The following is a 24199-nucleotide window of genomic DNA, read 5'->3' as shown; positions in this document are numbered from 1 at the left end:
CATCTATGGGGTGATATTTATGACGGTTTCAACATCGACAAGGATTAATTTCCGTACGGACGTGAATACTAAACGAGAGGCTGAAACGCTCTTTGAGGAACTTGGTATTGACATGTCTACTGCGCTGAATATGTTTCTGAAGCAGGCTGTGCGTGAACAGGCACTTCCGATTCGCCCGGCGTTGTCGTACATCCCTAACGAAACAACTCGACGTGCAATTGCGCATGCGGAAGAAATCATGAAGGGGAATATCCCCGAAGATGGTGCGGTATTCGATGATACTGAAGAAGCCCTAAAGTTTTTGGATAGCTTGGTATGAGGGTTGTCTTTGATGGTCAGTTTCAAACTGACCTTAAATATGTAGTGCGTCAGCAGCCATACATTCAGGAGGAACTGCGTGAGCTGGTTGCTGCCGTTCGAGAGTTTGGCGAGATTCCACCGGGGTATAACCCGCATGAACTTACTAAAGCCCGGGGAACCTATACGGGATATTTTGGACTTCATCTCCAAGAAGGAAAATTTGATGTAATCGTTCTCTATCGGCGCCATCGTTCGGAACCTATTATTCGTTTTGTTCGCATTGGGTCGCACAGAGATATTTTTCAAGGGCGGGCTGTTTAGGTCTTTTCTAAGTGGGCGTGACGGAGATGGACCATTTTCAGGGTTCCACACTCGCGCGTTCGTTCGGCGCATAAAACTCCAGGGGTCCAAAAGCGAGCTTAGGTAAAAATCCACTAGCGGCGTTCACGAAGGCCAGTCGCGAGCGGCAGAAAAGGACCGGCCCTGGGCTCCCACCGAAGCGGGCAGCGGAACCGGTCATGTTGCGATCAGCCTAGCAAACTATTGCCCGGCATCCCAGCAAAATAAGTACCCGGGTAAGATTCCGCGCCAGGCTCCGCCACGAGCCACCGCCCGCTCCTTCATGCGCCCTAATTCGGCATAGGCTTATCGATCACCCGCCCGTTCGCCGCGGTCAAGTCCCACACCACGGTGCAGGCCGGAGTTTCCTCCCGCGTTGATCCATCCGACTGGCGCACCGCAATAGTGGTGCCCGGCTTTTTCACCGTGAAGTCGAAAGACTCAATCACATCGGTGTTCCGGTTGTATGCCACCCACCCCCGCGTGATCATCCACCCGTCGCCCTCCGAGCATCCCTCGAGGAGGCGACTATCGGCTGCCGGCACCGCGGTTCCCTCGCGCACGCTCCCGTGGAAGACGCCCCTCCCGTCCGCCAGCCCAAAATCGGCATGCTCAATCAGGAAACGCATATCGCTTTTCAGAACGGGGCCGCCGTCAGCATCGTCCGGCACCCGCGTGCGCACGGTATAGTCACTCGCCTCGTCGCCCGAGTAAGTCACCGCAATGCGCCGTTCGCCCACGTAATTGAGGTCCTCCGGGCCTCCCTTGGCGTTGTCCCAGTGGATAATTCCCATCTCCGCTTCTGCGAGTTCGTCCACGAACCTCAGCGCCTCGCGGGCAATCGCCTCGCTGGTGTCACCGCTGCCTGCATTCTGTTCCGCCGCCGAGGCGCTCGGGCTTGCAGAGTTCACCTCGCCGCCCGCCTTTTCCTTCAAGGCCGACGACGACGCCGCGCCGGTCTCGCTCCGCGATCCCGCCGCGGGGGCCTGGCTGCTACTCGTGCACGCCCCCATTAAGCACACCGCACATATCCCCGCCACGCCGCGGGCCACATTGTTCCATGCCATGCCTCATCCTACCGCGCCACAATAACCCATTGACGGGTAATTCCGGCGCCTGTTATAATTGAACCATCGAAACGGTTCGATGAGGAGGCGGTTTCATTCCAATGGCCACGATCAAAGATGTTGCCCGGCAGGCCGGAGTATCTATCTCAACGGTTTCCTATGCCCTTTCGGGGAAGCGCCCTGTTTCTGAGGCGACCCGCCAACGTGTGCAAAAAGCGATTGAGGAACTTGAGTTCCATCCCCAAGCTGGGGCGAAAATGTTGGCGTCAACGAAAACCGACATTATTGCTCTCTCCGCACCGATGCACGAAGCTACGGAACCCATTGCTTTCATGACCTTCGTTTTGGCAATTGTGACCGCTGCACGTCGTAAAGGCTATGACGTTGTCCTTCTTACCGAGAATGGCGAAGCTGCCGTGCAAGATATCGAGCGCGTCGTGAAAACGGGCCTCGTCGACGGTGTTGTGGTCATGGATGTCCAGGCCAATGACGAGCGTGCCGAATTGCTGAGAACGATGGATATACCGAGCGTATTTTTGGGCTTGCCCGATAACTACGAAGCATTGGCATGTGTCGACTTGGATTTCGAAGCCGCAACACGGCTTGCCGTAGACCAGTTAGTCGCTGCCGGGCATCGTTCTATCGCGTTCGTTGGCCATACCCAAATGCTTTACGACATTGGGAAGAATTTCGTGCTTCGCACCCGTGCCGAGTTCGAGCGCTATACCGCCGAACTGGGTATAGAAACAGTTTTCGTATCTTCGGATACCGAGAATATGCTTGCGGAAATTCGCAACACGCTCCCTGGTTGCACTGGCGTGCTCCTCGATTGTTCAGCTGTTCGAGTCCGGGATTTTCTCGATGAACTCAGCGTTGAAAAACAGCGGGGAACTGGCGATCCGCTCTCGATCCTCACCCTTGCATCGTCTTATGACACGTCATCCCTTAACCCGCCGCTTGACGCAGTTCCCCTTGAACCTGAGAAGTCGGGGCGGAACGCTGTTGAGCTTCTTATCGAACGAATTGGACAAGGTACCGGCCCCGAAGTCCATCTGTACACCCCGCGCTATATTTCGCGCGGATCAGTCTTCCAACTGGACGGAGGTCATTCCACGGCACACCACCAATAAGAAGGGATAAGCGGTAGAAAATGGCCCGGAATCTACAGCTGTCCCACCACCAACTTCAAAAAGACAACAATCGACACTCAATGAGGAGAGAAGATGTTATCGAAAAAGAAAATGACGGCGGTTGCAGTAGCAACTACAATCGCGCTTCTGGGAACTGCGTGTTCCGGAGGCGGGTCCGATAACGGTAAAGCTAATTCCGAGTCCGGCCAGACTCTCGTTATTTGGGATTATGAAGCGGATAATTCGGCAATGGGTAAGGCGTGGGACCGCGCCGTCGAAATTTTCCAGGAACGCCACCCTGATGTCACGGTCAAACGTGAAGCGCAAACCTTCGAGCAGATTCAGAAGAACGCGAAAATTGTTTTGACGGGTGACCAGGTTCCTGACGTTATGGAATACAACAAGGGTAACGCTACAGCGGGTCAGCTTGCTTCCCAGGGTTTGCTCACGGATCTCACCGATGTTGCGAAGGAGCGCGGGTGGGATAAGAAGCTTCCAGAATCCATCGCCCAAACTGCTAAATATGACGAGAACGGCCTCATGGGAAGCGGCAACTGGTACGGAATTCCCAACTACGGCGAATTTGTCTTTATGTACTACAACAAGAAGCTCTTCGATGAGGCTGGGCTCCAGGTTCCGAAGACCATGGATGAGCTCGTCGCCGTCATGGACGCATTCGTCGCGAAGGGAATCACTCCACTGGCAGAGGCCGGGTCGGAGTACCCCATGGGGCAATTGTGGTACACCCTCGCGCTTTCCAAGGCTGACAGCAAATTCGTACGTGATTACCAATTCTTCGATAACCCGGTGCAATGGACGTCTGGTCCCGCGGTTGAAGGCGCTAAGGTTCTTCAGGATTGGGTGAACAAGGGCTATATCAACAGCGCCGCCTCTGGCCTGACAGCCGAGGATATGGGGACCGGATTTATTTCCGGGAACTACCCAATGATGTTCTCCGGCTCGTGGTGGTTCGGCCGGCTTGCCGATGAGATGAAGGATCCGTGGGGACAATTTGTCTTCCCCGGTAACTTCGCTCCCGGTTCTTCAGGAAACCTCTGGGTTGTCCCGGAAAACGCAAAGAATAAGGAACTCGCCTACGAGTTCATCGATATCACACTCTCCGATGAAGTCCAGGCGATTTTCGGGGAACAAGGCGGACTGCCCGTCGTCGGTGGAACCGACAATATCACCGACGAAGCAACAAAGACGCTGACCGATAATTTCCAGAACCTGGCCAAGGATAACAAGCTGGCCTTCTACCCGGACTGGCCCGTCGCCGGATTCTACGATCAGCTCGTTTCCAATATGCAGTCGCTCATGAGTGGCTCAAAGACTCCGGAGCAGGCGATGCAGGACCTGCAAACGGCATACGAGGAGGGACGCGCGGACCTGCTCGAATGATGTGACGTTGCGGAAGGTTGTGGTGGCGGTCCTGGCCGCCACCACAGCTGATCGCAGATCACCCTAGAGGAGTGCGCTTGCCATGAGTACCACACACAAGCATCACATGAAAAAGAAATCCCGCCGCGGGTTTTGGCTCTACCTGATCCCAGGGGGAATCGGATTTACGATCATCATCCTCATCCCCTTCTTTTCAAATCTGTACTACTCGATGACGAAGTGGAAAGGCGGCGCATCGAAAAAACGGTGGGTCGGGTTCGATAACTACGTTTCCCTCATGCAGGATGCCGATTTTTGGATGTCCTTCAAGAACTCAGTAGCGATGATCATCGCGATGGTCATCATCCCTACTCTGATAGGGCTGCTGCTCGCGTCGATTCTCTTCGATTTCGTCGGGAGAAGTTTCAATAGCAAAATCGCATCATTTTTGCGGGCAACGTATTACCTGCCGCAGCTCCTTCCGGTTTCTATTGCTGGAATCGTCTGGAACTGGATCCTCAATGCTGAAACAGGAGCCCTCAATCAGATTCTGAGTGCGATAGGCGTTTCCTCGCCCCCGAACTGGTTGGGGTCAACCAGCACAGCACTGCCATCCGTGATGCTGGTTCTCATCTGGATCCAGATTGGCTACCCCACGGTTATCTTCATGTCAGCGCTGCAACGCGTTGATCCCGAACTCTACGAAGCCGCGGAGCTCGATGGTGCAGGGTGGATGCAGCGGTTCAAGGCCATCACTATTCCGCAGATTAAGCCGGAAACCTTCGTCATCGTTCTTACCTGCACGGTGGCATCGCTCAAGGTATTCGCACCGATTTACGTGCTTACCCGCGGTGGCCCTGAAGGTTCGACACTCGTGCCCTCGTACTATTCCTACCTCAACTTCTTCGACAAATCGAAAGTTGGTTATGGGGCGGCAATCGCAACTGTTCTAACCATCATTATCATCATCGTCGCCGTGGTCATTCAGTACTTCCAAAACCGCGCCGCGAAGAAAGACATGCTGGGGGTGTGACATGTCTAGTGAAACAACCCGCTTGGAAGCACCGGAAACTCCGAACGTTCCGCCCACTTCTCCCACGTCAGTCACGTCAGCAACGGCGACCACGTCAAGTAAACCGCGCCTCGTTCGGGTGAAGAACCGGGACCGTCATCATCGCGGTATCAAACGCTGGATCGTCCTGGCATTCGCGGTCCTATTTGGCTTACTCATGATCGCGCCGTTCCTGCTGATGATTATTAATGCGTTCAAGTCGCCAACGGATTATTCCTCCGGTGGTCCGCTCGCGCTTCCCACCGAGTTGTATACCGACGGTATCGCCGCTTTCTGGGATCGCGTTGAGTTCCCGGAGAAGGTGTGGAATTCGCTGTGGACCTCAGGTCTGGTCGCCTTCTTTGCGGTGATCATCTCGCTTTTCAACGCCTTCGCCATTGGCATCGGGCGGGTCAAGGGGAGTGCGGTCATTGTTGGCCTCTTCCTGCTCGCCAATATGCTGCCGCAGGAAGTGCTTATTTACCCGCTCTTCTCGATGGCGCAGAAAGTCGGCCTGAATGACAATTTGTGGAGCATCGTCATTATCTTCACGATTATCCAATCAGCATTCGGCACGTACCTGCTCGCCTCGGTTCTCGGCACCTTCCCACCTGCACTCCTGGAAGCAGCACAGCTCGATGGCGCCTCCCGCTGGACTATTTTGTGGCGAGTGGTGTTCCCGAATGTACGGCCCACGCTCGGGGTCCTCATGACTTTCTTCTTCATTTGGACGTGGAACGAGTTCTTCATTCCGCTCGTCATGCTGACCTCAAACGCAAACCAAACTGTTCCGATTGCCCTAGCATCACTACAAGGGGATCGTATGCTTGACGTTCCCACCCTCAACGGAGGAGCACTCCTATCGCTGATCCCAACATTTATCTTCTTCCTGATTTTCCAGCGCACACTTTCACGCGGCATTACCGCGGGCGCGCTCAAATAATGTCAGTTCTCGAACTAGATATGAGGTTACTGTGAAATTCACTAACGGTTTCTGGCTTGACCGCAAGGGTTGGACGATTGAACGGGCAAAGCAGATCCGCCAAGTTGCTCCGATCAGCATAGATGATCGGCCCGTACTTGAAGTCTTGGCGCCCATCAAAAATATCACTAGCCGAGGGGACACCCTTAACACAGGTCTTTTCGATATGGCCTTCGAACCAATTGCTCCCGGAGTAATTCGAGTCCGCCAGCATCGGTGGCGGAAAAACACTATTCCTCCCATTCAACCGGAACTCTCTTTCGATCCCACGTACCAGGGCTCTATTGACGAAAACTCTGAGGACTACCGCGTAACTGCGGATAATCTTTCTGTCACGGTTCCTCGCGAAGGCACATGGGATGGCATCCGTGTCTCGCTCAACGGCGAAAACATAACGGAAATGACCACGCGTTCTGTTGGGCTGGCAATCTCCCCAGACCAAGAGCGATATTCCTTCGCGCAATTTGTTCTCCAGCCCGGCGAACGCGTCTACGGATTGGGTGAACGGTTCGGTCATTTCGTGAAGAACGGCCAATCTGTTGACATCTGGAATGAAGACGGCGGCACGTCCTCAGAACAGGCATACAAAAACGTTCCCTTCTATATCTCAACTGCCGGCTACGGAATCCTTGTCCTTAACACCGGCGATGTGTCATTCGAAATCGGATCCGAGGCAGTCTCCCGTATCCAATTCTCGGTCAGCGGCGACGAACTGGAATACCTCATTATTGCCGGTCCCAGCCCGAAGGAGATCCTTGAGCGCTACACCGCGCTGACCGGGCGGCCGCCTAAGGTACCGGCCTGGTCCTACGGGCTGTGGCTAACAACCTCATTCACCACCAGCTACGACGAAGAAACAGTGATGTCCTTTATCGATGGAATGGCCGAGCGCGATATCCCGCTATCGGTTTTCCACTTCGATACCTTCTGGATGCGCGAGTTCCACTGGTGCGATTTCGTCTGGGATCCCGTCACGTTCCCGGATCCGCGCGGCCTTATCCAGCGAATCAAAGACAAGGGCCTCAAGGTCTGCGTCTGGATCAATCCGTATATTGCCCAACGCTCCCGCCTCTGGGAGGAAGGCGCGGAAAACGGCTACCTCGTGAAGCGAAGCGATGGCAGTATCTGGCACACCGACCTGTGGCAGGCAGGTCTATCCCTCGTCGATTTCACGAATCCCAAGGCTGCGCAATGGTACCGGGGGGAGTTGAAGAAACTACTCGATATGGGAGTGGATTGTTTCAAAACGGACTTCGGTGAACGCATTCCCGTGAGCGGTATTGCATGGCATAACGGTGCTGATCCAGTCAGCATGCACAACTACTACGCGCACCTCTACAACCGAACTGTTTTCGATCTCCTCACGGAGGAACGAGGCGAGGGCGAAGCTGTACTCTTCGCGCGTTCGGCAACCGTGGGAGGCCAGGCGATGCCCGTTCACTGGGGTGGCGACTGCGATTCAACCTATGCGTCCATGGGCGAGACCCTCAGGGGTGGGCTTTCCATCGCGATGTCAGGCTTCTCCTTCTGGAGTCACGATATTGGCGGCTTCGAAGGCATGCCAGACGCGGGCCTCTTCAAGCGCTGGCTCGCTTTCGGCCTGCTATCCTCGCACTCGCGATTGCACGGCTCGGGTACCGTCCGCGTCCCGTGGGTTTTCGACGAGGAAGCTGTGGAGGTGACGCGGCGTTTCGTTGATCTGAAGCTACGGCTTATGCCGTACATCGGCCAGGCTGCACGCGAAGCCCACAAAACTGGAACGCCTGTTTTGCGTCCGATGGTTCTTGAATTCCCCGAGGATCCCGCAACCCGCGAAATTGACACCCAGTTCATGCTCGGTTCAGATATTCTCGTCGCTCCGGTTTTCCGGCCGGACGGCAAGGTCACCTACTATCTCCCGGCCGGAAAATGGCGCAGTCTTTTCTCGGGAGACGTCCTCACCGGTTCGCGCTGGGTAACGGAAACCCACGGATACAGCACTCTTCCCGTCATGATTCGAGAAGGTGCCGTGATTCCCTTCGGCAAGAAGACCGATACTCCCGTCTATAACTGGGCCGATGGTGTTACTCTCGATGCCACCTCGCTTTTCGAGGGACAAACATATACCGTCACTATCCCGGCGTCCGATGCGGGAACGGGCGCACCGGATGTCACGTTCACGGTCGCGCACGTTGCCGGCGCTTGTGAAGTAACGACGACGACGCAGGCCGCTTGGAATCTCAAGTACCGGGGCCAAGAGTTCAGCTACGAAGCCGGCACAAGCACAGCAACTATTCGGCTGAGCGAAGGGAGCTAAAGAGATGTCTCAAGAAACCATGCAGTTCCCATCGGATTTTGTGTGGGGGACCGCAACAGCCTCCTATCAAATTGAAGGAGGGGTTCATGAAGGTGGCCGCGGGCCGTCAATCTGGGATACGTTTTCTCACACGCCCGGAAAGATCCATAGCGGTGACACTGGCGATACCGCTTGCGATCACTACCACCGATGGCAGGAAGATATCGGTATTATCGACTGGCTTGGAGTTGGCGCCTATCGTCTTTCTATCGCCTGGCCGCGTATCATGCCCACCGAAATGGGCGGCGTGAATCAGGCTGGTCTTGATTTCTACGGGAAGATTATCGACGCGCTCAACGCGCGAAATATCAAACCTGTTGTCACCCTCTACCATTGGGATCTCCCGCAGTATCTCCAGGATAAGGGCGGCTGGGCATCTCGAGATACCGCCTTCGCTTTCCAGGAGTACGCGCGGGTGCTCGCCCGTGAATTCGCGGGCAGAGTGTCGGTGTGGACTACCCTGAATGAGCCCTGGTGTTCTGCCTACCTCGGGTATGCCGCGGGAGTGCACGCTCCGGGAATTCAGGATCCGCAGCAGGCGATGCAGGCTGTACATCATCTCAACCTGGCACACGGGCTCGCCGCGATGGCGATTCGGGAGGAATGCGGGGCGGATGCGCAGATTTCGGTGACGCTGAATCTCCATGTTGTTCTCCCGGATGATCCGACTAACCCGAGTTCGCACGAGGCCGCTCAGCAGATCCGACTCCTGGGGAATGAGGCTTTCCTCGGGCCCATGCTTGAGGGCACGTATCCTCCAGAGCTAGTGGAGCTCACCTCGCGTGATGTGCGGTGGGATTTTATTCACGACGGCGATCTTGCGCTCATTAACCAGCCGTTGGATGTGCTGGGGGTCAATTACTATAACCCCACTAAGGTGCGGATGGCTCCGGAGGGTGCTGTTCCCGAACGCCATGACGGGCATGATCCTTCCGGGAAGTCGCCGTGGGTGAGCGCTGACCGGGTGGAATTCCTGGAGCTTCCGGGCGAAAAAACGGAGATGGGCTGGCCGATTGACGCGACCGGTCTCACGGAGTTGCTGCTCGAGTTGTCGGAGCGCTATCCGGATCTGCCCTTGATGGTCACGGAAAACGGAATGGCCGATGCTGATCCGAATGAGGTGACCGGGGGCCAGATTGATGACCCGAAGCGCATTTCCTACCTTCGTGACCATATCGCTGCGGTGCATGCGGCGATTGAGCAGGGTGCAGATGTTCGGGGCTACTTCGTGTGGTCGTTATTGGACAATTTCGAGTGGTCCTATGGGTATACCAAGCGATTCGGCATTGTCCACGTCAACTACACGACCCTCGAGCGCACCCCGAAGGCCTCCGCCCACTGGTACCGCAAGCTAATCCAGTCAGGACGAATCCCTGCGTAACGGAGCGACACCCGCCTTACCGGCGCCGGCCCATACCGGCCAAGGGGCAGACTAACGGGCTGGCGTTGGTGAGGAGGCGGTCATACGACGTCACGCACAAGGTCAGCAAACGAAGTGGGCGGGCGCGTCAAAAGGTTCGATTAACTGCGGAAAGCTCCTTGGATGTACTCATCTGCTTCTGGGCTTGGGCTGTTCCACCAGAAGCCAAGTACAGACGAAGCTCTACGGGCAACATCGCAAGCGGAAGCAAAGACCTTACGGCTGAGATCTTCATCGTTCTGGTGTGTCAGTTCGCTACGCACCTTGGGGTTGCGAACGTATTCGTTGGCAAATGATCGGACCCGTGTATCTGAATAGATTGCGCATGCAGGATAGCCTTCAGCTTGCCCGGCATCGGGTACCAGTTCTTGTATTAGCACCTGTATAAAGTCGAACTGGCACAACGAATTCAGTGAAGCGTCATCACGAGGTAAGTCTTCAACTGGTAGCTCTCCTTCGATATCTGGACGCAGCTCAGGTGTATGAGACATGAGCGCCCGGGCGGCATCAATCATCAACCCAGACTGCTCTGGAAAGAGGTTAGCTCTTGAAGCATTTACTTGTGTTTCACGTATCCAAGACCGGTAAGAGTCATCGGTGCCGCCTCGTAACACCATGGGGAGCAGTGTGCTCCAGCGTTTGTAGCGTACCGCTGCTGCCCCGATGAGGTAAAGGAAAACGATGACTTCAAGTTGGCGTTTCGTATCGTTGGATGCACTTTCGCGGATTTCGAATAGTTGATCCACCGCAAATGAGACCAAATCAAGGTTGTTGTACGCCAACGCTTGTACTGCAACAACAGCGATAATGGTCAGTTTCCGATCCTGTTGGGCATCTTCCGATTGGAGGGCTTTACGTAGAAGCTGTTCGACTGGAACCGTATCGGTGGCTGAAAGGTGCGAAGCAACTGCTACGCTCAACGAGCCGTAGCTCATGTCGAGTGACAAAGGGATGCTGAGCGCAGTACCTGAGCTATTGACCTGTAGCTTGGAAAGCTTCTTGATGAGGGTATCTATAGTGCGGTGGGTATCGTCACGTATCTGCTGATCGTGTGCTGAAAGAAGCCGTTCCCAGTGCCCATATCGCAAGGCAACGTTTTGGCTACCTTCACGCAGATACACGTCTCCAGCTCGAAATACCTGGCAATTCTTGCCAAGAGAGTCTGTGTAGTCACCTGACTTGCTCATCGGAATGGGATATGTCGTTCCAGGAGATACGGCGATCAATAGGACTTTACTGCCGTCAATATTGTGGATTTGGGACCGAATATCAATTGGTCCCTCTACATACTTAGACACTCGGTCACGAAGTTTCGCACTGTCATATTGATCCGGGTCAAAGTGCTCCTTCTGAGCTGGAATCGACCCATCATTATTCACTCCAACAATTAGGTGCCCGCCAGGATGCGTGTTCGCTAAGGCAACTATGTCTTTGGCGAATTTTACTCGCCCTTCAGCGTTATCGAGATCGAGGCGGAGCTTGTAGTCCAAGTGCTCATTCTCGCCCTGCAACAGCAGATTGTGAAGCATCTCCAGATCGGTGCGGGGTTCCCATCTATCCAAATTGCACCACCTGATTGATCATCACCGCGATGTCGTCGTTTTTCAGTTGTGGCTCGAAGCGGACCTTAACACCTGCTTCCTGCATAGATTCGAAGAACTTCTTTGCGGCCGTGATCTTGAGTTTTTCGGTTCCGCGCAGATCGTTCTTGTCCTTGACGTCTTTGGTTTCGACGATGAAGTTTAATGTCACGTCGCCGTCTTCAGTGTGTAGCACGTACATGAAGTCCGGGCTTGTGGTTCCGCCGAAATACAGCGGCACCTTGATGGAACGGCGCGGGATCTTACCGAAAACAACTACCTCATTAACTGAGGAGCGTTTGATGTTCTGCTGTTCAAGATCAGAGTCGTATACGAATGCATCGTAAAGATAACGCTCTGGCACCTTTGATTGCGTATCTCTGAACACTCCGACGTTGCCTTGTACGATGGAATCCAGTGGCTGACCGTCTGCGTTGGTCAATGCCGTGGGTCCAGTTATGCCTTCGATCTTTGTATAGGAGAAACGGTTGACGAAGGTGTCTTGCATCCAATTATGGAACTTAGATACGAACTTTGCTAAAGTCGCCTTCGTAAAGAAATCATCCGGCAGTTTCTGATCGGCATTTCTGCGAACAAGACCAGCATGAATTGCCTCTGTGGGCAAGAAAGTCTGCTTATAAGCCGCTTTCAGCCAATCTCCATAGGTGAGTGCATCTTCAATCTTGTAGGTATCTAACGCCTCAGATTGTGTAACCAGTTGTCCTGTTTCATCACGTTGAATACGTTCCTGCCTGACTAGACCTACTTGTTGAGAGTACACGTCCTCTTCGCATCCAAGGACGTAGTCGACACACTCTTGTAGCTCCGTATCTGTGAGTTCTTCAAGGCGTAGGTAGTACTTTTTGTTCACTAGCGTCCAAAGTGATTTGATTTTGGCGAAGTTATCTTTGCGGATATTAACGCGCAACGGTTTCTCAACCACTTTATCGTGCTTTAGCCCAGTATTAAACTCGGGGTACAGTGAAAACAGTTTTTCGGCTTTCCCTTCAATAATATTCTTATCGGTGTCGATTAGGTCCTGGGTTAGGAGCAGTATGAATAATTGTTTTTCTGTTTGTCCGTATTTAGCGGCGATTTGCTCCAAGAGTTTCCCGACGTTACGGGTGTCGGTGGCAGCCTCAGCGTTGATCTCGTTGATTAACCGGTTGGCGAAGTCAGCTTCGGTAAAGTCAATTAAATAGGTCAAGTAGAACTGTTCTCCAGCTATCCGGTTGCCATATTCGTCAACTGGCAGACGCAGCCCGCGACCGACTTCTTGGAGTTTAGAGATCTCAGATCCGGAAGATCGTAGTTTGACGATTTGGAACACGTTGGGATTATCCCACCCCTCGCGTAGCGTCCACTTGGAGAAAATGAACCGCATTGTGTTCCAAGTTCCATCGTGGTTGCGGAATGACAACAGCGATTCTTTATCACGTAAAATCGCATCCACTTCAGCTTGGATAGCCTCATCACTAGAGGAATTATCAGCCGAGAAATAGCCGCCATTCGTCGCTTGAACATCAGCCAAGGATGCCCGCAAGTATTCGACGTATTCGCGAGATAGCGAGTCACTAGGGGATTCAAAACCTGCAAGTCGACGTTTAATCTCCTCAGCCAGCAGTTCCTCGAACTTCAGCCGCAGATGCCCGTCGCGACCCTCTTCACCACGGTAGGAATCAATCGAATCAATGAAGAATAGGCTCAGTGTTTTCACCTTGCGGGCACGCCTGAAATTCTCCCACTCGGCATCAAAATGATTCACAATAGCACGCTCGAGCATCAATGCCTGATAAGTGTCTGAATACACTCCAGAGGTGATGGTGTCCCCGCGCGCGAGGATTTGCCCGTTCGATAACGTGACACCGGACTTAATCGCAGGACTCTCAGTCTTACCAACGCCCTCGACCGTGATGCCGGCGAAATTGCCGTCAACGTTGCCCAGGCTATCGCCAAGGTTCAGCTCAAAAGTCTTCTTCGAATCCTCATCTCTAAATGTGGCCGTCTTGGGTTTAGATGCCGACAGGCTTGTCAGTTTCAACCGCACCGACCTCTCGGCGGGGTTCTGCGGGTACTGCACTGCAACACCCTTAACCAGCTGATCATTGAACGCCTCAATAGAGCCAAGGTTAAATACCAAGTTGTTGTAATCAACCACCCCGCTCTTTTCGGCTTTAGGGAACGTTGCACCAAACCGGATAACCGCTTGAGGGTGAATTTGCTCGATCAGGGTATTCCAGGCTTTATTCTCTTTGCGGAAACGGTGCGGCTCATCAATCAATACAATCGGACGAGTATCGGCCAATGCCTCATACGGCACCGATGCCGAACCGAGGACGGTCTGGTCATAATCCTTGGCCATCGTCGCCTTTGACTGCAACATACCATCAGTCATCAACAAGCAATTAATCCGGTTACGCTGCAACCTGGAAGCAGAAGCAAAGGAGGTCACCGCTGTAGGAAACATCTTGCGGCCTTTAGAACGCTTCTGAGGATTGAGTACCTCTAAAGATAATCTTGTCTGCATCCCATAGATATCGGCGAAATGTTCACGGGCGTAGTCGGACTCGATAAAGTTCCGTGTGCCTTCCTTAATCGGTGTTGAGGGCACCAGAATAATAAACTTGTTGAACCCGAAGCGCTTATGTAATTCGAACATAGCACGCGTATACACGTATGTTTTACCGGTACCAGTCTCCATACGTACATCGACGCCAAGGTAAGCATCCCCCTGCCGGGTGCGCAGGCATTTAGCAATAGCCGGAACACCCTCTAGCTGGCCCTGCTGAATCTCGGCGATATTCTCCGCAATTTTCGGATCGCCAACATCGAAAACAGGGTTCGCCTCATTACGGGACGAATAATCCAGCTCAACACCATCAAACACGTGCCCAAGCGCGGCAATAGCCTGCGTCTGATGCTCAAGAGTCTGCAGACGAATCTTCATTGGCTCTAGAACCTCTCGATTACTTCAACGCTCTGCCCTGATTTGAGCACCGATAGATTCTTCTTCAACTCATGCATCACGCTAAAGGTCACCGAATACGGGAACACCACCACACGGCTCAACTGCAACTCGTTAGTCTCAAGCCGGCGCACTAGCTCCTGCAGATCCTCCGACGTGATTCCGGGATTGATGATGTAAGCCGAATCCTCGCAAACATCTAACACGTAACCCACAAGCTCGACCTTGCGGGGCTTAGCAAGCAGCCCGAAACCGTCCTGGTTCAGCCACGTAGTCAAAACTACTTCTCGACCAGGAGTGCCATCAAGATCAAATTTCGACACATAATCCCCAGCAAGAACTTCTGCCGGATCTGGGGTGAAGGAATCAAGCTCATCCAAAGTCTTTATCTTCGGTGACTCAAGACGCACGAGCTTGAAGCCATAATCAATGTCCGCGTCAGTGTCCTCCTTGATCTTGGCGGCCGCGCGCTTAATCCGCTCACGACCAATCTCATCAATCGTGCGAAAACCATCTCTGTAAGCAACTCGCGAAGCGCTTGAAATCGAGTCCGGTGCTACCAGCTCGGGTATCTGCACAAGAATCCATCGCCGTGTTGAAGAGGTTTCGGCATTAAGACGCAAAGCAGCTTCCGCAGTTGTTGCCGAACCTGAAAAGAAATCTACATAAATCCCGTCAGAGGGCATGAGGGATAGTAGGTATTTGATTAAGTTTAGGGGCTTGGGGTAATCGAAGTATTTTTCTCCTAATACTGAGATCGCATCTGCCGTCCCTCGGGCGGAGCTAACTCCGTCTAGATCACTAACCGAAAGTCCGTCGATTTCAAGTAAATTCTTCGGAGGTACACCTCTGTTTATAGGAGTATCTGTGTTATCTACAAGTAAGTACTGCTTGAAATAAACAGACCAACTTCCATTTCGTTGTTTACACAAAATAAAGCCATTTTTAAGACCCCATTTGACCTTTTCCTGGTTCCATCTCCAGTTCCAATGTTCAATTTTCGTCGTGCTATTTCCAGGCCACAATTCTGTTCCATCAGGCATAGGTATTGGATAGTTCAGAGAATCTGAATAATGATTCCCTGTCATCCGGCGGTCAAGTTTATTTTCCTTGTAAGGGCCCCTGCAAGGGAAATGTTCATCCCTTCTCCTGTACGTATTGGCGTCGGGGGCCACGCCTTTGAATTCTGCATCAGCGGCATTCTTTGCGTAAGTCACGACATATTCAGTGACTGTCTTCAAGTCAGAGCCGGTATTTGATCCAGGAGTTGATTTCCAAATTAGGGTTCCTATTGAGTTTTGCTCGCCAAAGACCTCATCACACAACAGAGTAAGATTAGCCTGTTCGTTTTCATCAATACTGATAAAGATCACACCGTCATCACTCAGAAGCTCCCTGGCTAGCACGAGGCGTGGATATATAAAGGTGAGCCATGCGGAGTGGGATGATTTGCCTTGCATGTCGAGTATGCGTTCGGCTTCGTCTTCACTGATGCCAATTCGTTCGACGAGCTGCTGGGCGGTGAATCCGAAATCGTCGTTGTACACAAATCCGTCAGATCCTGTATTGTACGGCGGGTCGATATAGATGCACTTGACCTTGCCTGCGTACGACTTGACCAGATGTTGGAGGGCGTCGAGGTTGTCGCCGACTATGTAAAGATTCTCGGAGTCTTTGTTCTCGGGTTCGGCATTGTGCTCCAGGTCAGGAACCACGACGGTTTCGGTCTCTAAACCCGCTAGGTATTTCGCGTATGACTTGCCGAGGAATTTCAGCTCGTAGCCTTCGCGTGTGAGGTTCAGGTCTTCTTCTTTGAGCATTTGCTCGAATCTGTCGAGCATGAAGGAGCCTTGCTCATCGAAGTACTCGGGAAAGGCGATTCGCAACCGTTCGATCTGCGCACTGTTAGGCGTGATGGTTTCGTTGTGCTCGCGGGCTTCACGGTTCATCGTAGGTACCCCTTTCGATTCTTAGGTTGAGCATAGTTCTTGCTCAAATTACGGGTGAGGGAACCGTTGCGGCGTGCCCTGTACGTCCTCAGTCTACCCGTCACTCGTGCGGTTTCCCTGCTGGCTCGCTGCTTCTGCTCGGATGCCGCTGGGCCAGGTAGGTGCTGAAGAACACTGCGAAGGCGACGAGCCAGAGCCAGGCCAGGCCGGAGTACCAGTTGAGGCCGCCGAAGAGCGTGATGCGGGGTAGCTCGGTTGCGATGATGAAAGAGATGCCGAAGAAAGCACCGTAGATGGTATCCAAGACATAGCCCCACGGACTTCGCACGCCACGCGCCCGGCGCAGGGCTGCCGCAGCTTTGGTGAGAAGCACGCTCGCCGCCAGGTAAACGAGGGTGGAAGTCCAGAACATCCACATCTCCACCTCCGGATCACCGGTGGCCCAGAACAGGAGTATCGCCGCAGTCAATCCGGCAACGACCACGATGAGCAAAGTAGCACCCTTGCGGTAGCGGTACGCCCTCTCGGCGGATTTCTCGCGGTTCTTGGGTGCGTGTGTGGAATCTACGGATGCGGGCCTGGAGCTTGCGGGTGCTTGCGCAGAATCGGCGGGTGCTTGCGTGGTGTCTGTGTGCTGCTGCGTAGGTTCTTGTGTGACATCCTCGTTCATAGGATAATTATGGCCGATATTCAATGGCGAAGGGAATGGTCTATGGCAGACGCACCGCAGCATCGGCAGCTAAGCAGGAAAGTCCCCATTGGTAAGATCGCAAGCTTTCTGATCATCCTCCTCGTCGGCTTCGGGTTTGCCCTCGCGGTGGTTTTCCTTGCTGGCCGGCATTCCTTCCCGCTATGGAGCTTCGTCGTCGTACTTATTCTTTTTAGCATCGCCAGTTTCTACATGACGCGCGCGGTGGGGCGAACGCCGCGGCGCTTCGGATACCTCCTCGACACCGGCTACGGAATCATTGCCGGGCTGTCCTTCCTGGTGTTTCAGTACGCGTACGAATCGATTCGGTGGCCGTCGTTCCTGCTGGTGGTGTGGATGCTGGTGACCTCGATGGGGTGCAGCGCGTATATCGACAAGCGGCACCCGGCACCGCGGGGTGGTGCGGGTTCAGAAGAGAAGTGACGGTGTGTGAAGACCGGCCCTGACCCACTCGCGAGGCGGATGGGCGGGCCGGTACTGGTGAATAAACTCTAGCAATGCCGCGGCAAAGGCTCAAGACCGCGGACGAAGCTCAAGACCGCGGCTGCTGCTCAAGACCTACTTCGCCCGGAAAGCGTAGTAGGCCGGTTTGGAATCGGGGGTGGAATAGTCGGTGCCGACGAAGCCGTAGCCGGGCACGGCATCGGTTATGGTGGCGGGCACTGACCAGACCGGGGCCTCGCCCTGGTTCCAGTCGAAAGCAAAGGTGGCGTCACGGGAATCCTCACGGTAACCCGTCAACACAATCCCGTTACCGAGCGCCGCAAAATCCAAGCTAGCGCTCGCGAGCGGAATCTCCCGCAGCTGACCCGCCGCCACTACCGTGGTGGTAGATCCGGTCAAGCTAGAAAGATACGTCACCCCGCCCGGCACGCAGGCGGAGATCGCCACCTGATACCGCGCGGCGGAACTCGCCGGCTGCTGCCCGAGCAGTTTCTCCAGATTCTCCCGCAGCTGCGCGTTACTCGCTTGCGGAGCCGGGCAGCTAGCCTCCCGCACCGACACTTCTCCAGGCAACGGTGCCCCGGTGCTCACCTTCCCCTCCAGCGTGATAGCCAGATTGGCCTCCGGGATGAACCAGCCATCCGTGGTTGGCACGACCGAGGCGCTTTCCACATCCTCCGCCTCCACCGAACCAGAACCACGAGTGCGGCCTCCGGAATCGAAAACAGTCCAGTTGACCGTGGTGCTCTCCCGATCAAAAAGCAGCAGCTCCCCGCTCGGCGCCACGTGAAAATTCCCGAGCGAGGCGGGGCGGGTTATTTCGTGCAGCACCGCGCCGTCCGTGGGGGAGAGCCAAGAGAAACGATCCTCGCGGCCCCCAGCTTGGGAGAGCAGCACCCCGGGCGCGAAAGCCTGCGCCTCCGAACTGCTCTGCCAGATCACCGCGCCATCCGCCGCCGCACGCAAAGTGGCAGGAGTGTCCGAAATATATGAGCTGGCGAAGGGATTCCCCCAGTAATTTGGCGTGCACCACATATTCGCGGTGTCACCAGCCTGGGTACACGTGAGCTCCCCAGGCAAGGAATAACGCAGCTGCCCGGTTTCCGTGTCATAAAAGCTCGTGGAATCCGCCTTAGCGTTGTAGCCGCCGAAAACGTGCCCGGCGGGGATAACGAAAGGCCGATCCAGGAAGGCAGGAATGTGTGATTCCGTACGCACCGCCTGCGTTTCGGCAAGATTCTGGGGGACGGGTGCGTAAGTAGCCAGCGGCTGCGCGCCAGCCTCGGGAACCGCGGCGTTCGCAGCGCCCCCGGCGCCGCCGGAATCTGCGCCGCCGGAATCTTCAGCGTTCTGCGCGCTCCCCACCTCGGCCGGCGGATCGCTTACCTCATCTTCCATATCGGCAAGGAAGAACCCGGCCGGGAAGCACACAAAAACAATGATGAGCCACCAGAAGAGGCCGCGGTCCTTCTTTTTCTTCGGCTCCTCGGGTGGCGGCGCGGTATTGACCCGCGTTGTGCCGGTGGTATGCGTTGCGCCGTAGGATCCGGTTGCGCCGGTGGCGTGCGCCGCGCCGTAGGGCCCGGTTGCGCCGCCGGCCTGCTGCGCGCTCGCGCTCGCGGGATAGGGGACCGGCGGAACTGTAGGCAGCAGTTGCGCCGAACTTGCGTAAGCCTGGCGCATTGCCCGCTCATCGCGAGGATGCGGTTTCGTGCGGGAGCTTTGGCGAGTGCGCGAGAGCTCTTTGCCCCGCGAGCCCGCGCTAACTCGCCCACCCGCGCTACCCCGCGCGCCTTCCTTCGCCCGCGCCACCACCGGCCGGCGCTCGCCTTCCGGCTCCGAGAAAGCCGAGCCGGCACCGGCGCGCGGCGGGCTTTCCGAAAATGCCGAACGGTGCGCGCGGGTCTGCCATTCGGCCAGGTCTTGGGCGCGTTTACGTTGGCGGCGGCGTTTGAACCAGCCGCGTGCGCCGTCGTCGTCGCTAAAAGCTGAACCACGCATGGACTCACGCTCCTAAAAGATCCGCGGCGCCCGCGAGCACCGTCCCCACGTCCCCCTCCACGCGCAGATCGGCGTAACGATCCGCGGTAGTCGGGCCGATATTAATAATTGCGCACGCCGCGCCGTGCTGGAGCGCCTCGCCCAGCACCCACGAGCCGGTCAGCACCGCGAGCGACGTGCCCACCACCAGCGCCACATCGGCCTCGCGCGCCCACGCAAAAGACTGCTCCATCGCATCGCGCGGCAACGCCTCGCCGAAAAATACCACCGCGGGTTTGAGCAGACCGCCGCAGCGCGGGCACGGCGCCACCCGGAACGTGGAGGCCTCCGCACCGGCGCGGTCCGCGGAAGCCAAAATCGCCACGTGCGCGGGATCGGGATCCTCGGGCCAGCCCGGGTTGAGCGCGTCGAGCTGCGCCGCAATCTCCGCGCGCGGAAACTCCGCCCCGCACTCCACGCATACGACCCGCAAAAAATTCCCGTGCAGTTCCGCGAGCCTGGTGGAACCGGCCTTCTGGTGGAGATTATCGACATTTTGAGTAGCGACACCATTAATAAGGCCCGCTTTTTCGAAACGGGCCAGTGCCGTGTGGGCATTATTGGCGACGACGCCGCTCAGCGCGCGCCACGTTTCCTGATTACGTTGCCACACCCAGCGCTGCCATACCGGGTCCGAAACGAAAGCGTCGTAATCAATGGAGGGAGCATCGGAGGAGCCGGTGCCGCGGTAATCGGGAATGCCGGACGCCGTGGAGACGCCCGCCCCCGCGATAACTACGGTGGTGCGCCCGGCCATGAGCTCGGCTAGTTCGCGAGCGGCCTCGGTGGTGTCGCTGGTGATCATGGTGACTCCCTCGTGCTGGCGGTTGGCGGCGCGGCGGCCGGCGCGGATCGGTCCCATGCGGGCACGCGTGCGTGCACCGGGCCGGCATGCCGCTTCCTCGCTCATCGTATCCCGAATGTGCGGCGGGGTGAATCTTTCGCCTCAGGGCAAAGGTCCGGCCACGGCGGGGCCAAACGTGGGATAATAAAATCTGTTTGAGGAACCCTCAAAGAGTGCCGGTCGCGGCACTCGCACGGAGCCTTCGCCACATCGCGGTGGTTCGCGTGCTCACACAGAAAACCTCTCGGACAGATGGTTCGAGGAACGCCGAATAAAGGAGATCTCAGTGGCTGTTGCAACCCGCGAACAGTACGACGAAATGCTCAACCGCGCCAAGGCAAATAAGTTTGCCTACCCGGCCATCAATGTCACCTCGTCCCAGACGGCCACCGCTGCCCTGCGCGGTTTCGCGGAAGCCGAATCGGATGGCATCATCCAGGTGTCCGTGGGCGGCGCCGAATACCTTTCCGGCTCCACCGTCAAGGATCGCGTGGCCGGTTCCATCGCCCTGGTGGAGTACGTGCGCGCCGTCGCCAAGAACTACGATGTGACCATCGCCCTGCACACCGATCACTGCGCCAAGCAGAACATCGATTCCTGGATCCGCCCGCTTATGGAGCTCGAAGCTGAGCAGCACAAGGCCGGCAAGCAGACCTACTTCAACTCCCACATGTGGGACGGCTCGGCCGTGCCGCTGGATGAGAACCTGGAAATCGCCAAGGAGCTGCTGGCGCTCTCCCAGAAGGCCAATACCATTCTCGAAATTGAGATCGGTGTTGTGGGCGGCGAAGAAGATGGCGTCGTCGGCGAAATCAACGAGAAGCTGTACACCACCGCTGAGGATGGCCTCAAGACGGTTGAAGCGCTTGGCCTGGGCGAAAACGGCCGCTACATCACCGCGCTGACCTTCGGGAACGTGCACGGCGTGTACAAGCCCGGCCACGTCAAGCTGCGCCCCGAAATCCTCGGTGAGATCCAGAAGGAAGTCGGTGCCAAGGTTGGCAAGGAATCGCCCTTCGACCTGGTCATGCACGGTGGCTCCGGCTCCACCGCCGAAGAAATCCGCACCGCGGTGGAAAACGGCGTCATCAAGATGAACGTGGACACGGACACCCAGTACGCCTACACCCGCCCGGTGGCCGACTGGATGCTGACCAACTACTCCGGCGTTCTCAAGATCGACGGCGAAGTGGGCAACAAGAAGCAGTACGACCCGCGCTCGTGGGGCAAGGCCGCCGAAGCTGGTATGGCCGCCCGCGTTGTCGAAGCGTGCGAGCGCCTCGGCTCCACCGGCACCCGCATGAAGTAAGCGCGGTGCCCGCGGATCGGGCATGTTGGTGCGCGAGCGCGTGGCGCTTGCGGGCCGTTCGTGAAGCGGGCGTGGTCGTGCGCCGTTCGCGGCTCCGCGCATGAGCCGTAATAGCGGTCATAGCGGTAACAAGGGCCGGTAGTTCATTTTGGGCTGCCGGCCCTTTGTGCTGCACTTCGTGCGTCTTTTCCGATGCTTTCTTTGCTCGCTTTGCCCTCTTTCGCGTTGGAAAGCTTCAGCTTGCGGAGCTGATGGCGATGCGGGTTGCCCGTCATCATGTCGGATCGCAAAGTGGTACTGGAGCTACAGCCAACCCCCGATTTTCTGTCGTGCAGTACCACTTTGCGTGTTCCGCCGTCGTCGAGTACCACTTTGCTGGGCAGTAATAGGTGGATAGTGGCTAGTCCCGGTGGCCCCCCCTATTGCCCGAAAACAAAGTGCGCGGGAGAGCACTGTTTCAGAGCGAATTCATGTTCCTTACGCGCTGTGAGACTTGTGTGTAGCTGATCTGGGATCGGCTGGCAGGATAGATCATAGCCACGGTGGCGTGCCCCGCTTACGCGCTGACCTGCCCGCACCAGGCCTAAACAGCCTGGAAAACACGCGGGAGTGTCTTGGAAGTGACATGGCCGCCACCATGGCTATGGCCTGTCCCGGCCGGTTCATACTGGCCTGATTAGAAGCACGTCCACCAAGAGTGTGACTCTCCACAGTGATGCCGATGAACCAACCCTGAAAAGGAAAACGAACTCCCGCCAGGGCGCCGGGACAGACACCCGATAGACACAACCAAGAAAGGGCTGTATCCACATGGCAATTGTCGCACACCACTACACATACGTCATCGGGGTGGACACCCACGCGAAAAAACACGTGTTCTCCATCCTGGAATGCCCCACCGGCATCGAGGTCATCAACCAGGCCTTCGCGAACACCACGCCCGGGCATACCCGAGCCGCCACCTGGATCACGAAACACGCCACTAAGGACACCGCTAATGTGCTTATCGTGGTGGAAGGCACTGCCTCGTATGGGGCCACCCTCACCCGTTTCCTTCAAGGCAAGGGCTATACCGTGGTGGAAGCACCCCGCCCGGACGGGAAGGGCCGCTACCAACCTAAAACCGATAAGATCGATGCCTACCACATCGCCTGGCGGGCCTTGAAACTCGAGGAAAACGCCCTGACCATCCCCAGGCAAGGCACAGAGCGTGAAGCCTTACGTATCCTCATGGCAAGCCGGCGCCAACTCACACGCACGAAAACCGCGCAAATAAACGCCCTAACCGCACTCGTGCGGACAATCGATGTGGGGGTGGATGCCCGCCGGCCTCTCACTACCGCCCAGATTAGCGGCCTGGCTAGGTTAGAGAATGTTCCTGGTGAGGATATCCAGATGGTGATCGCTAAGCAAGAAGCCCGGCGTTGGGCTCAAAGTATCCTCGACCTTGGAAAGTGTCTGGAGGAGAATTTGGGGCAGATCAAGATGATTGTCCAGCTAGTGGCCCCGCTTTTACTTGATTTACCGGGAATAGGGCCTTTTGCTGCCGGGCAGATCATTGTCTCGTTTTCCCATGCTGGGCGTGTTCGTAGTGAGGCGGCTTTCGCTTCCCTAGCGGGTGTGTGTCCGATTCCGGCGTGTTCGGGTAACACGGTACGTTATCGGCTTAGTCGGGGTGGGGATCGGGCGTTGAATTATGCTTTACATATGGCGGTGTTAGTGCGTATGAGGTCGGATGAGGAAACCCGGGCGTATGTGGAAAAGCGCCTTGGTGAGGGGAAAACGAAACGCGAGGTTATACGTGTGCTTAAACGCTACCTGGCCCGGCGGGTGTATCGCCTCTTGACCAGGCATATGCGTGCCGAGGAAACCGTACTTGCCTCTTGACAACATATAGAAGCGTCACTTGACGAGGGTGATGGTCCGAAATGCGCACTTCACGGGGGGGCGATGTCCAGAACGCGCACTTTGCAGCCTTGAAGCTGAAAATGACCCACTCCACCTACCCTGCCCGGCGGGAGGCGGGTGTGTTTTCCGAGATGTACTTCGCATGTACAACATCTGCACTACAGCTCTGAAAACACCTACCACCCCCGCAGAGGCTCGTGTGACTATTGAAATCCGTGAGACTTGTGTGAGTTGTGGGATTCCCGCCGCCGCCAACGCCCCAGCACCACCACCAGCGCACATGGTCATACTCTGAGACAGCTACCTCGGAAGATAAGATTTACCACATAGTTATTTAAGTCGTGCTTGAACACCTTCCAAACGGTTTATAATCGCGGGGCGCCAGGAGTGCCTCGAGTCATCAAGGTGTTTCCGCAGCTGAGCCACGTGTTTGGGGGCGTCTCACCG

General features: G+C 55.9%; 18 protein-coding genes. 11 read left to right on the top strand and 7 right to left on the bottom strand.

The genetic code is table 11. The features are described 5' to 3' along the window. Positions 1–19: 19 nt before the first annotated feature. Both CYJ17_RS01605 and CYJ17_RS01600 read left to right on the top strand, forming a co-directional pair. Positions 20–319 (top strand): type II toxin-antitoxin system RelB/DinJ family antitoxin, encoded by a 300-nt coding sequence (locus CYJ17_RS01605; protein ID WP_087070261.1) that lies wholly within the window; start codon positions 20–22, stop codon positions 317–319. Next, a complete protein-coding gene (locus CYJ17_RS01600; RefSeq protein ID WP_087070262.1) occupies positions 316–621 on the top strand; it encodes a type II toxin-antitoxin system mRNA interferase toxin, RelE/StbE family in 306 nt (101 codons plus the stop codon). Before CYJ17_RS01605 ends, CYJ17_RS01600 begins: the two co-directional genes overlap by 4 nt. A 308-nt stretch (positions 622–929) precedes the next feature. On the opposite strand, the gene CYJ17_RS01595 is transcribed toward CYJ17_RS01600, so the two are convergent. After that, the gene (locus CYJ17_RS01595; RefSeq protein ID WP_180948676.1) at positions 930–1706 is read right to left on the bottom strand and encodes a hypothetical protein; all 777 of its coding nucleotides are present in this window, start codon (positions 1704–1706) and stop codon (positions 930–932) included. A gap of 101 nt (positions 1707–1807) precedes the next feature. On the opposite strand from CYJ17_RS01595, the gene CYJ17_RS01590 reads away from it, so the two are divergent. The 6 genes from CYJ17_RS01590 (at position 1808) to CYJ17_RS01565 (ending at position 9965) form a co-directional block, all read left to right on the top strand. Continuing rightward, the gene (locus CYJ17_RS01590) at positions 1808–2836 is read left to right on the top strand and encodes a LacI family DNA-binding transcriptional regulator (RefSeq protein WP_087070264.1); all 1029 of its coding nucleotides are present in this window, start codon (positions 1808–1810) and stop codon (positions 2834–2836) included. 93 nt (positions 2837–2929) lie between these two features. Further along, on the top strand, positions 2930–4237 hold the full coding sequence (locus tag CYJ17_RS01585; protein WP_087070265.1) for an ABC transporter substrate-binding protein: 1308 nt from the start codon (positions 2930–2932) through the stop codon (positions 4235–4237). Between the two features lie 82 nt (positions 4238–4319). Next, entirely contained in the window at positions 4320–5249 is a 930-nt protein-coding gene (locus CYJ17_RS01580) for a carbohydrate ABC transporter permease (RefSeq protein ID WP_087070266.1), read from the top strand. Between the two features lies 1 nt (position 5250). Further along, the gene (locus CYJ17_RS01575; RefSeq protein ID WP_087070267.1) at positions 5251–6210 is read left to right on the top strand and encodes a carbohydrate ABC transporter permease; all 960 of its coding nucleotides are present in this window, start codon (positions 5251–5253) and stop codon (positions 6208–6210) included. Positions 6211–6241: 31 nt separating this feature from the next. Continuing rightward, complete coding sequence (gene yicI / locus CYJ17_RS01570) at positions 6242–8545, top strand: alpha-xylosidase (RefSeq protein ID WP_087070268.1); 2304 nt, start codon at positions 6242–6244, stop codon at positions 8543–8545. A 4-nt stretch (positions 8546–8549) separates the two neighbouring features. Continuing rightward, positions 8550–9965 (top strand): GH1 family beta-glucosidase, encoded by a 1416-nt coding sequence (locus CYJ17_RS01565; protein ID WP_087070269.1) that lies wholly within the window; start codon positions 8550–8552, stop codon positions 9963–9965. Between the two features lie 140 nt (positions 9966–10105). Here CYJ17_RS01565 and CYJ17_RS01560 read toward each other — a convergent pair whose 3' ends face one another. From CYJ17_RS01560 to CYJ17_RS01545, 4 genes are all read right to left on the bottom strand, one after another. Then, on the bottom strand, positions 10106–11494 hold the full coding sequence (locus tag CYJ17_RS01560) for an AlbA family DNA-binding domain-containing protein (protein WP_180948675.1): 1389 nt from the start codon (positions 11492–11494) through the stop codon (positions 10106–10108). 64 nt (positions 11495–11558) lie between these two features. Next, positions 11559–14531, bottom strand: a complete 2973-nt coding sequence (locus tag CYJ17_RS01555; RefSeq protein WP_087070271.1) for a type III restriction-modification system endonuclease — start codon at positions 14529–14531, stop codon at positions 11559–11561. Between the two features lie 5 nt (positions 14532–14536). Next, the gene (locus tag CYJ17_RS01550; protein WP_087070272.1) at positions 14537–16498 is read right to left on the bottom strand and encodes a site-specific DNA-methyltransferase; all 1962 of its coding nucleotides are present in this window, start codon (positions 16496–16498) and stop codon (positions 14537–14539) included. 100 nt (positions 16499–16598) lie between these two features. After that, complete coding sequence (locus tag CYJ17_RS01545; RefSeq protein WP_101657656.1) at positions 16599–17168, bottom strand: hypothetical protein; 570 nt, start codon at positions 17166–17168, stop codon at positions 16599–16601. A gap of 9 nt (positions 17169–17177) precedes the next feature. Here CYJ17_RS01545 and CYJ17_RS01540 point away from each other — a divergent pair, with 9 nt between their 5' ends. Further along, a complete protein-coding gene (locus CYJ17_RS01540) occupies positions 17178–17630 on the top strand; it encodes a hypothetical protein (protein ID WP_101657657.1) in 453 nt (150 codons plus the stop codon). A 135-nt stretch (positions 17631–17765) separates the two neighbouring features. On the opposite strand, the gene CYJ17_RS01535 is transcribed toward CYJ17_RS01540, so the two are convergent. Together CYJ17_RS01535 and CYJ17_RS01530 are read right to left on the bottom strand one after the other, a co-directional pair. Next, the gene (locus tag CYJ17_RS01535; protein WP_087070275.1) at positions 17766–19652 is read right to left on the bottom strand and encodes a hypothetical protein; all 1887 of its coding nucleotides are present in this window, start codon (positions 19650–19652) and stop codon (positions 17766–17768) included. A 4-nt stretch (positions 19653–19656) separates the two neighbouring features. Continuing rightward, positions 19657–20496 (bottom strand): Sir2 family NAD-dependent protein deacetylase, encoded by an 840-nt coding sequence (locus CYJ17_RS01530; protein WP_087071152.1) that lies wholly within the window; start codon positions 20494–20496, stop codon positions 19657–19659. Between the two features lie 319 nt (positions 20497–20815). On the opposite strand from CYJ17_RS01530, the gene fbaA reads away from it, so the two are divergent. Next, a complete protein-coding gene (gene fbaA, locus CYJ17_RS01525; RefSeq protein WP_257960156.1) occupies positions 20816–21844 on the top strand; it encodes a class II fructose-bisphosphate aldolase in 1029 nt (342 codons plus the stop codon). An 810-nt stretch (positions 21845–22654) separates the two neighbouring features. Continuing rightward, a complete protein-coding gene (locus CYJ17_RS01520; protein WP_087070276.1) occupies positions 22655–23731 on the top strand; it encodes an IS110 family RNA-guided transposase in 1077 nt (358 codons plus the stop codon). Positions 23732–24199 lie beyond the last annotated feature (468 nt).

It is taken from the genome of Actinotignum timonense (assembly GCF_002860685.3).
Taxonomy (GTDB): Bacteria; Actinomycetota; Actinomycetes; order Actinomycetales; family Actinomycetaceae; genus Actinotignum; species Actinotignum timonense.
The sequence above is the reverse complement of the archived record's forward strand: the minus strand, read 5'-3'. Positions and strand labels throughout refer to the sequence as shown.

What these genes read in the sequence shown, in the direction of transcription:
- CYJ17_RS01605 (WP_087070261.1), top strand. Translation starts at nt 20, where the DNA reads ATGACGGTTTCAACATCGACAAGGATTAATTTCCGTACGGACGTGAAT.
- CYJ17_RS01600 (WP_087070262.1), top strand. Translation starts at nt 316, where the DNA reads ATGAGGGTTGTCTTTGATGGTCAGTTTCAAACTGACCTTAAATATGTA.
- CYJ17_RS01595 (WP_180948676.1), bottom strand. Translation starts at nt 1,706, where the DNA reads ATGGCATGGAACAATGTGGCCCGCGGCGTGGCGGGGATATGTGCGGTG.
- CYJ17_RS01590 (WP_087070264.1), top strand. Translation starts at nt 1,808, where the DNA reads ATGGCCACGATCAAAGATGTTGCCCGGCAGGCCGGAGTATCTATCTCA.
- CYJ17_RS01585 (WP_087070265.1), top strand. Translation starts at nt 2,930, where the DNA reads ATGTTATCGAAAAAGAAAATGACGGCGGTTGCAGTAGCAACTACAATC.
- CYJ17_RS01580 (WP_087070266.1), top strand. Translation starts at nt 4,320, where the DNA reads ATGAGTACCACACACAAGCATCACATGAAAAAGAAATCCCGCCGCGGG.
- CYJ17_RS01575 (WP_087070267.1), top strand. Translation starts at nt 5,251, where the DNA reads ATGTCTAGTGAAACAACCCGCTTGGAAGCACCGGAAACTCCGAACGTT.
- CYJ17_RS01565 (WP_087070269.1), top strand. Translation starts at nt 8,550, where the DNA reads ATGTCTCAAGAAACCATGCAGTTCCCATCGGATTTTGTGTGGGGGACC.
- CYJ17_RS01555 (WP_087070271.1), bottom strand. Translation starts at nt 14,531, where the DNA reads ATGAAGATTCGTCTGCAGACTCTTGAGCATCAGACGCAGGCTATTGCC.
- CYJ17_RS01550 (WP_087070272.1), bottom strand. Translation starts at nt 16,498, where the DNA reads ATGAACCGTGAAGCCCGCGAGCACAACGAAACCATCACGCCTAACAGT.
- CYJ17_RS01545 (WP_101657656.1), bottom strand. Translation starts at nt 17,168, where the DNA reads ATGAACGAGGATGTCACACAAGAACCTACGCAGCAGCACACAGACACC.
- CYJ17_RS01540 (WP_101657657.1), top strand. Translation starts at nt 17,178, where the DNA reads ATGGCCGATATTCAATGGCGAAGGGAATGGTCTATGGCAGACGCACCG.
- CYJ17_RS01535 (WP_087070275.1), bottom strand. Translation starts at nt 19,652, where the DNA reads ATGCGTGGTTCAGCTTTTAGCGACGACGACGGCGCACGCGGCTGGTTC.
- CYJ17_RS01530 (WP_087071152.1), bottom strand. Translation starts at nt 20,496, where the DNA reads ATGATCACCAGCGACACCACCGAGGCCGCTCGCGAACTAGCCGAGCTC.
- CYJ17_RS01520 (WP_087070276.1), top strand. Translation starts at nt 22,655, where the DNA reads ATGGCAATTGTCGCACACCACTACACATACGTCATCGGGGTGGACACC.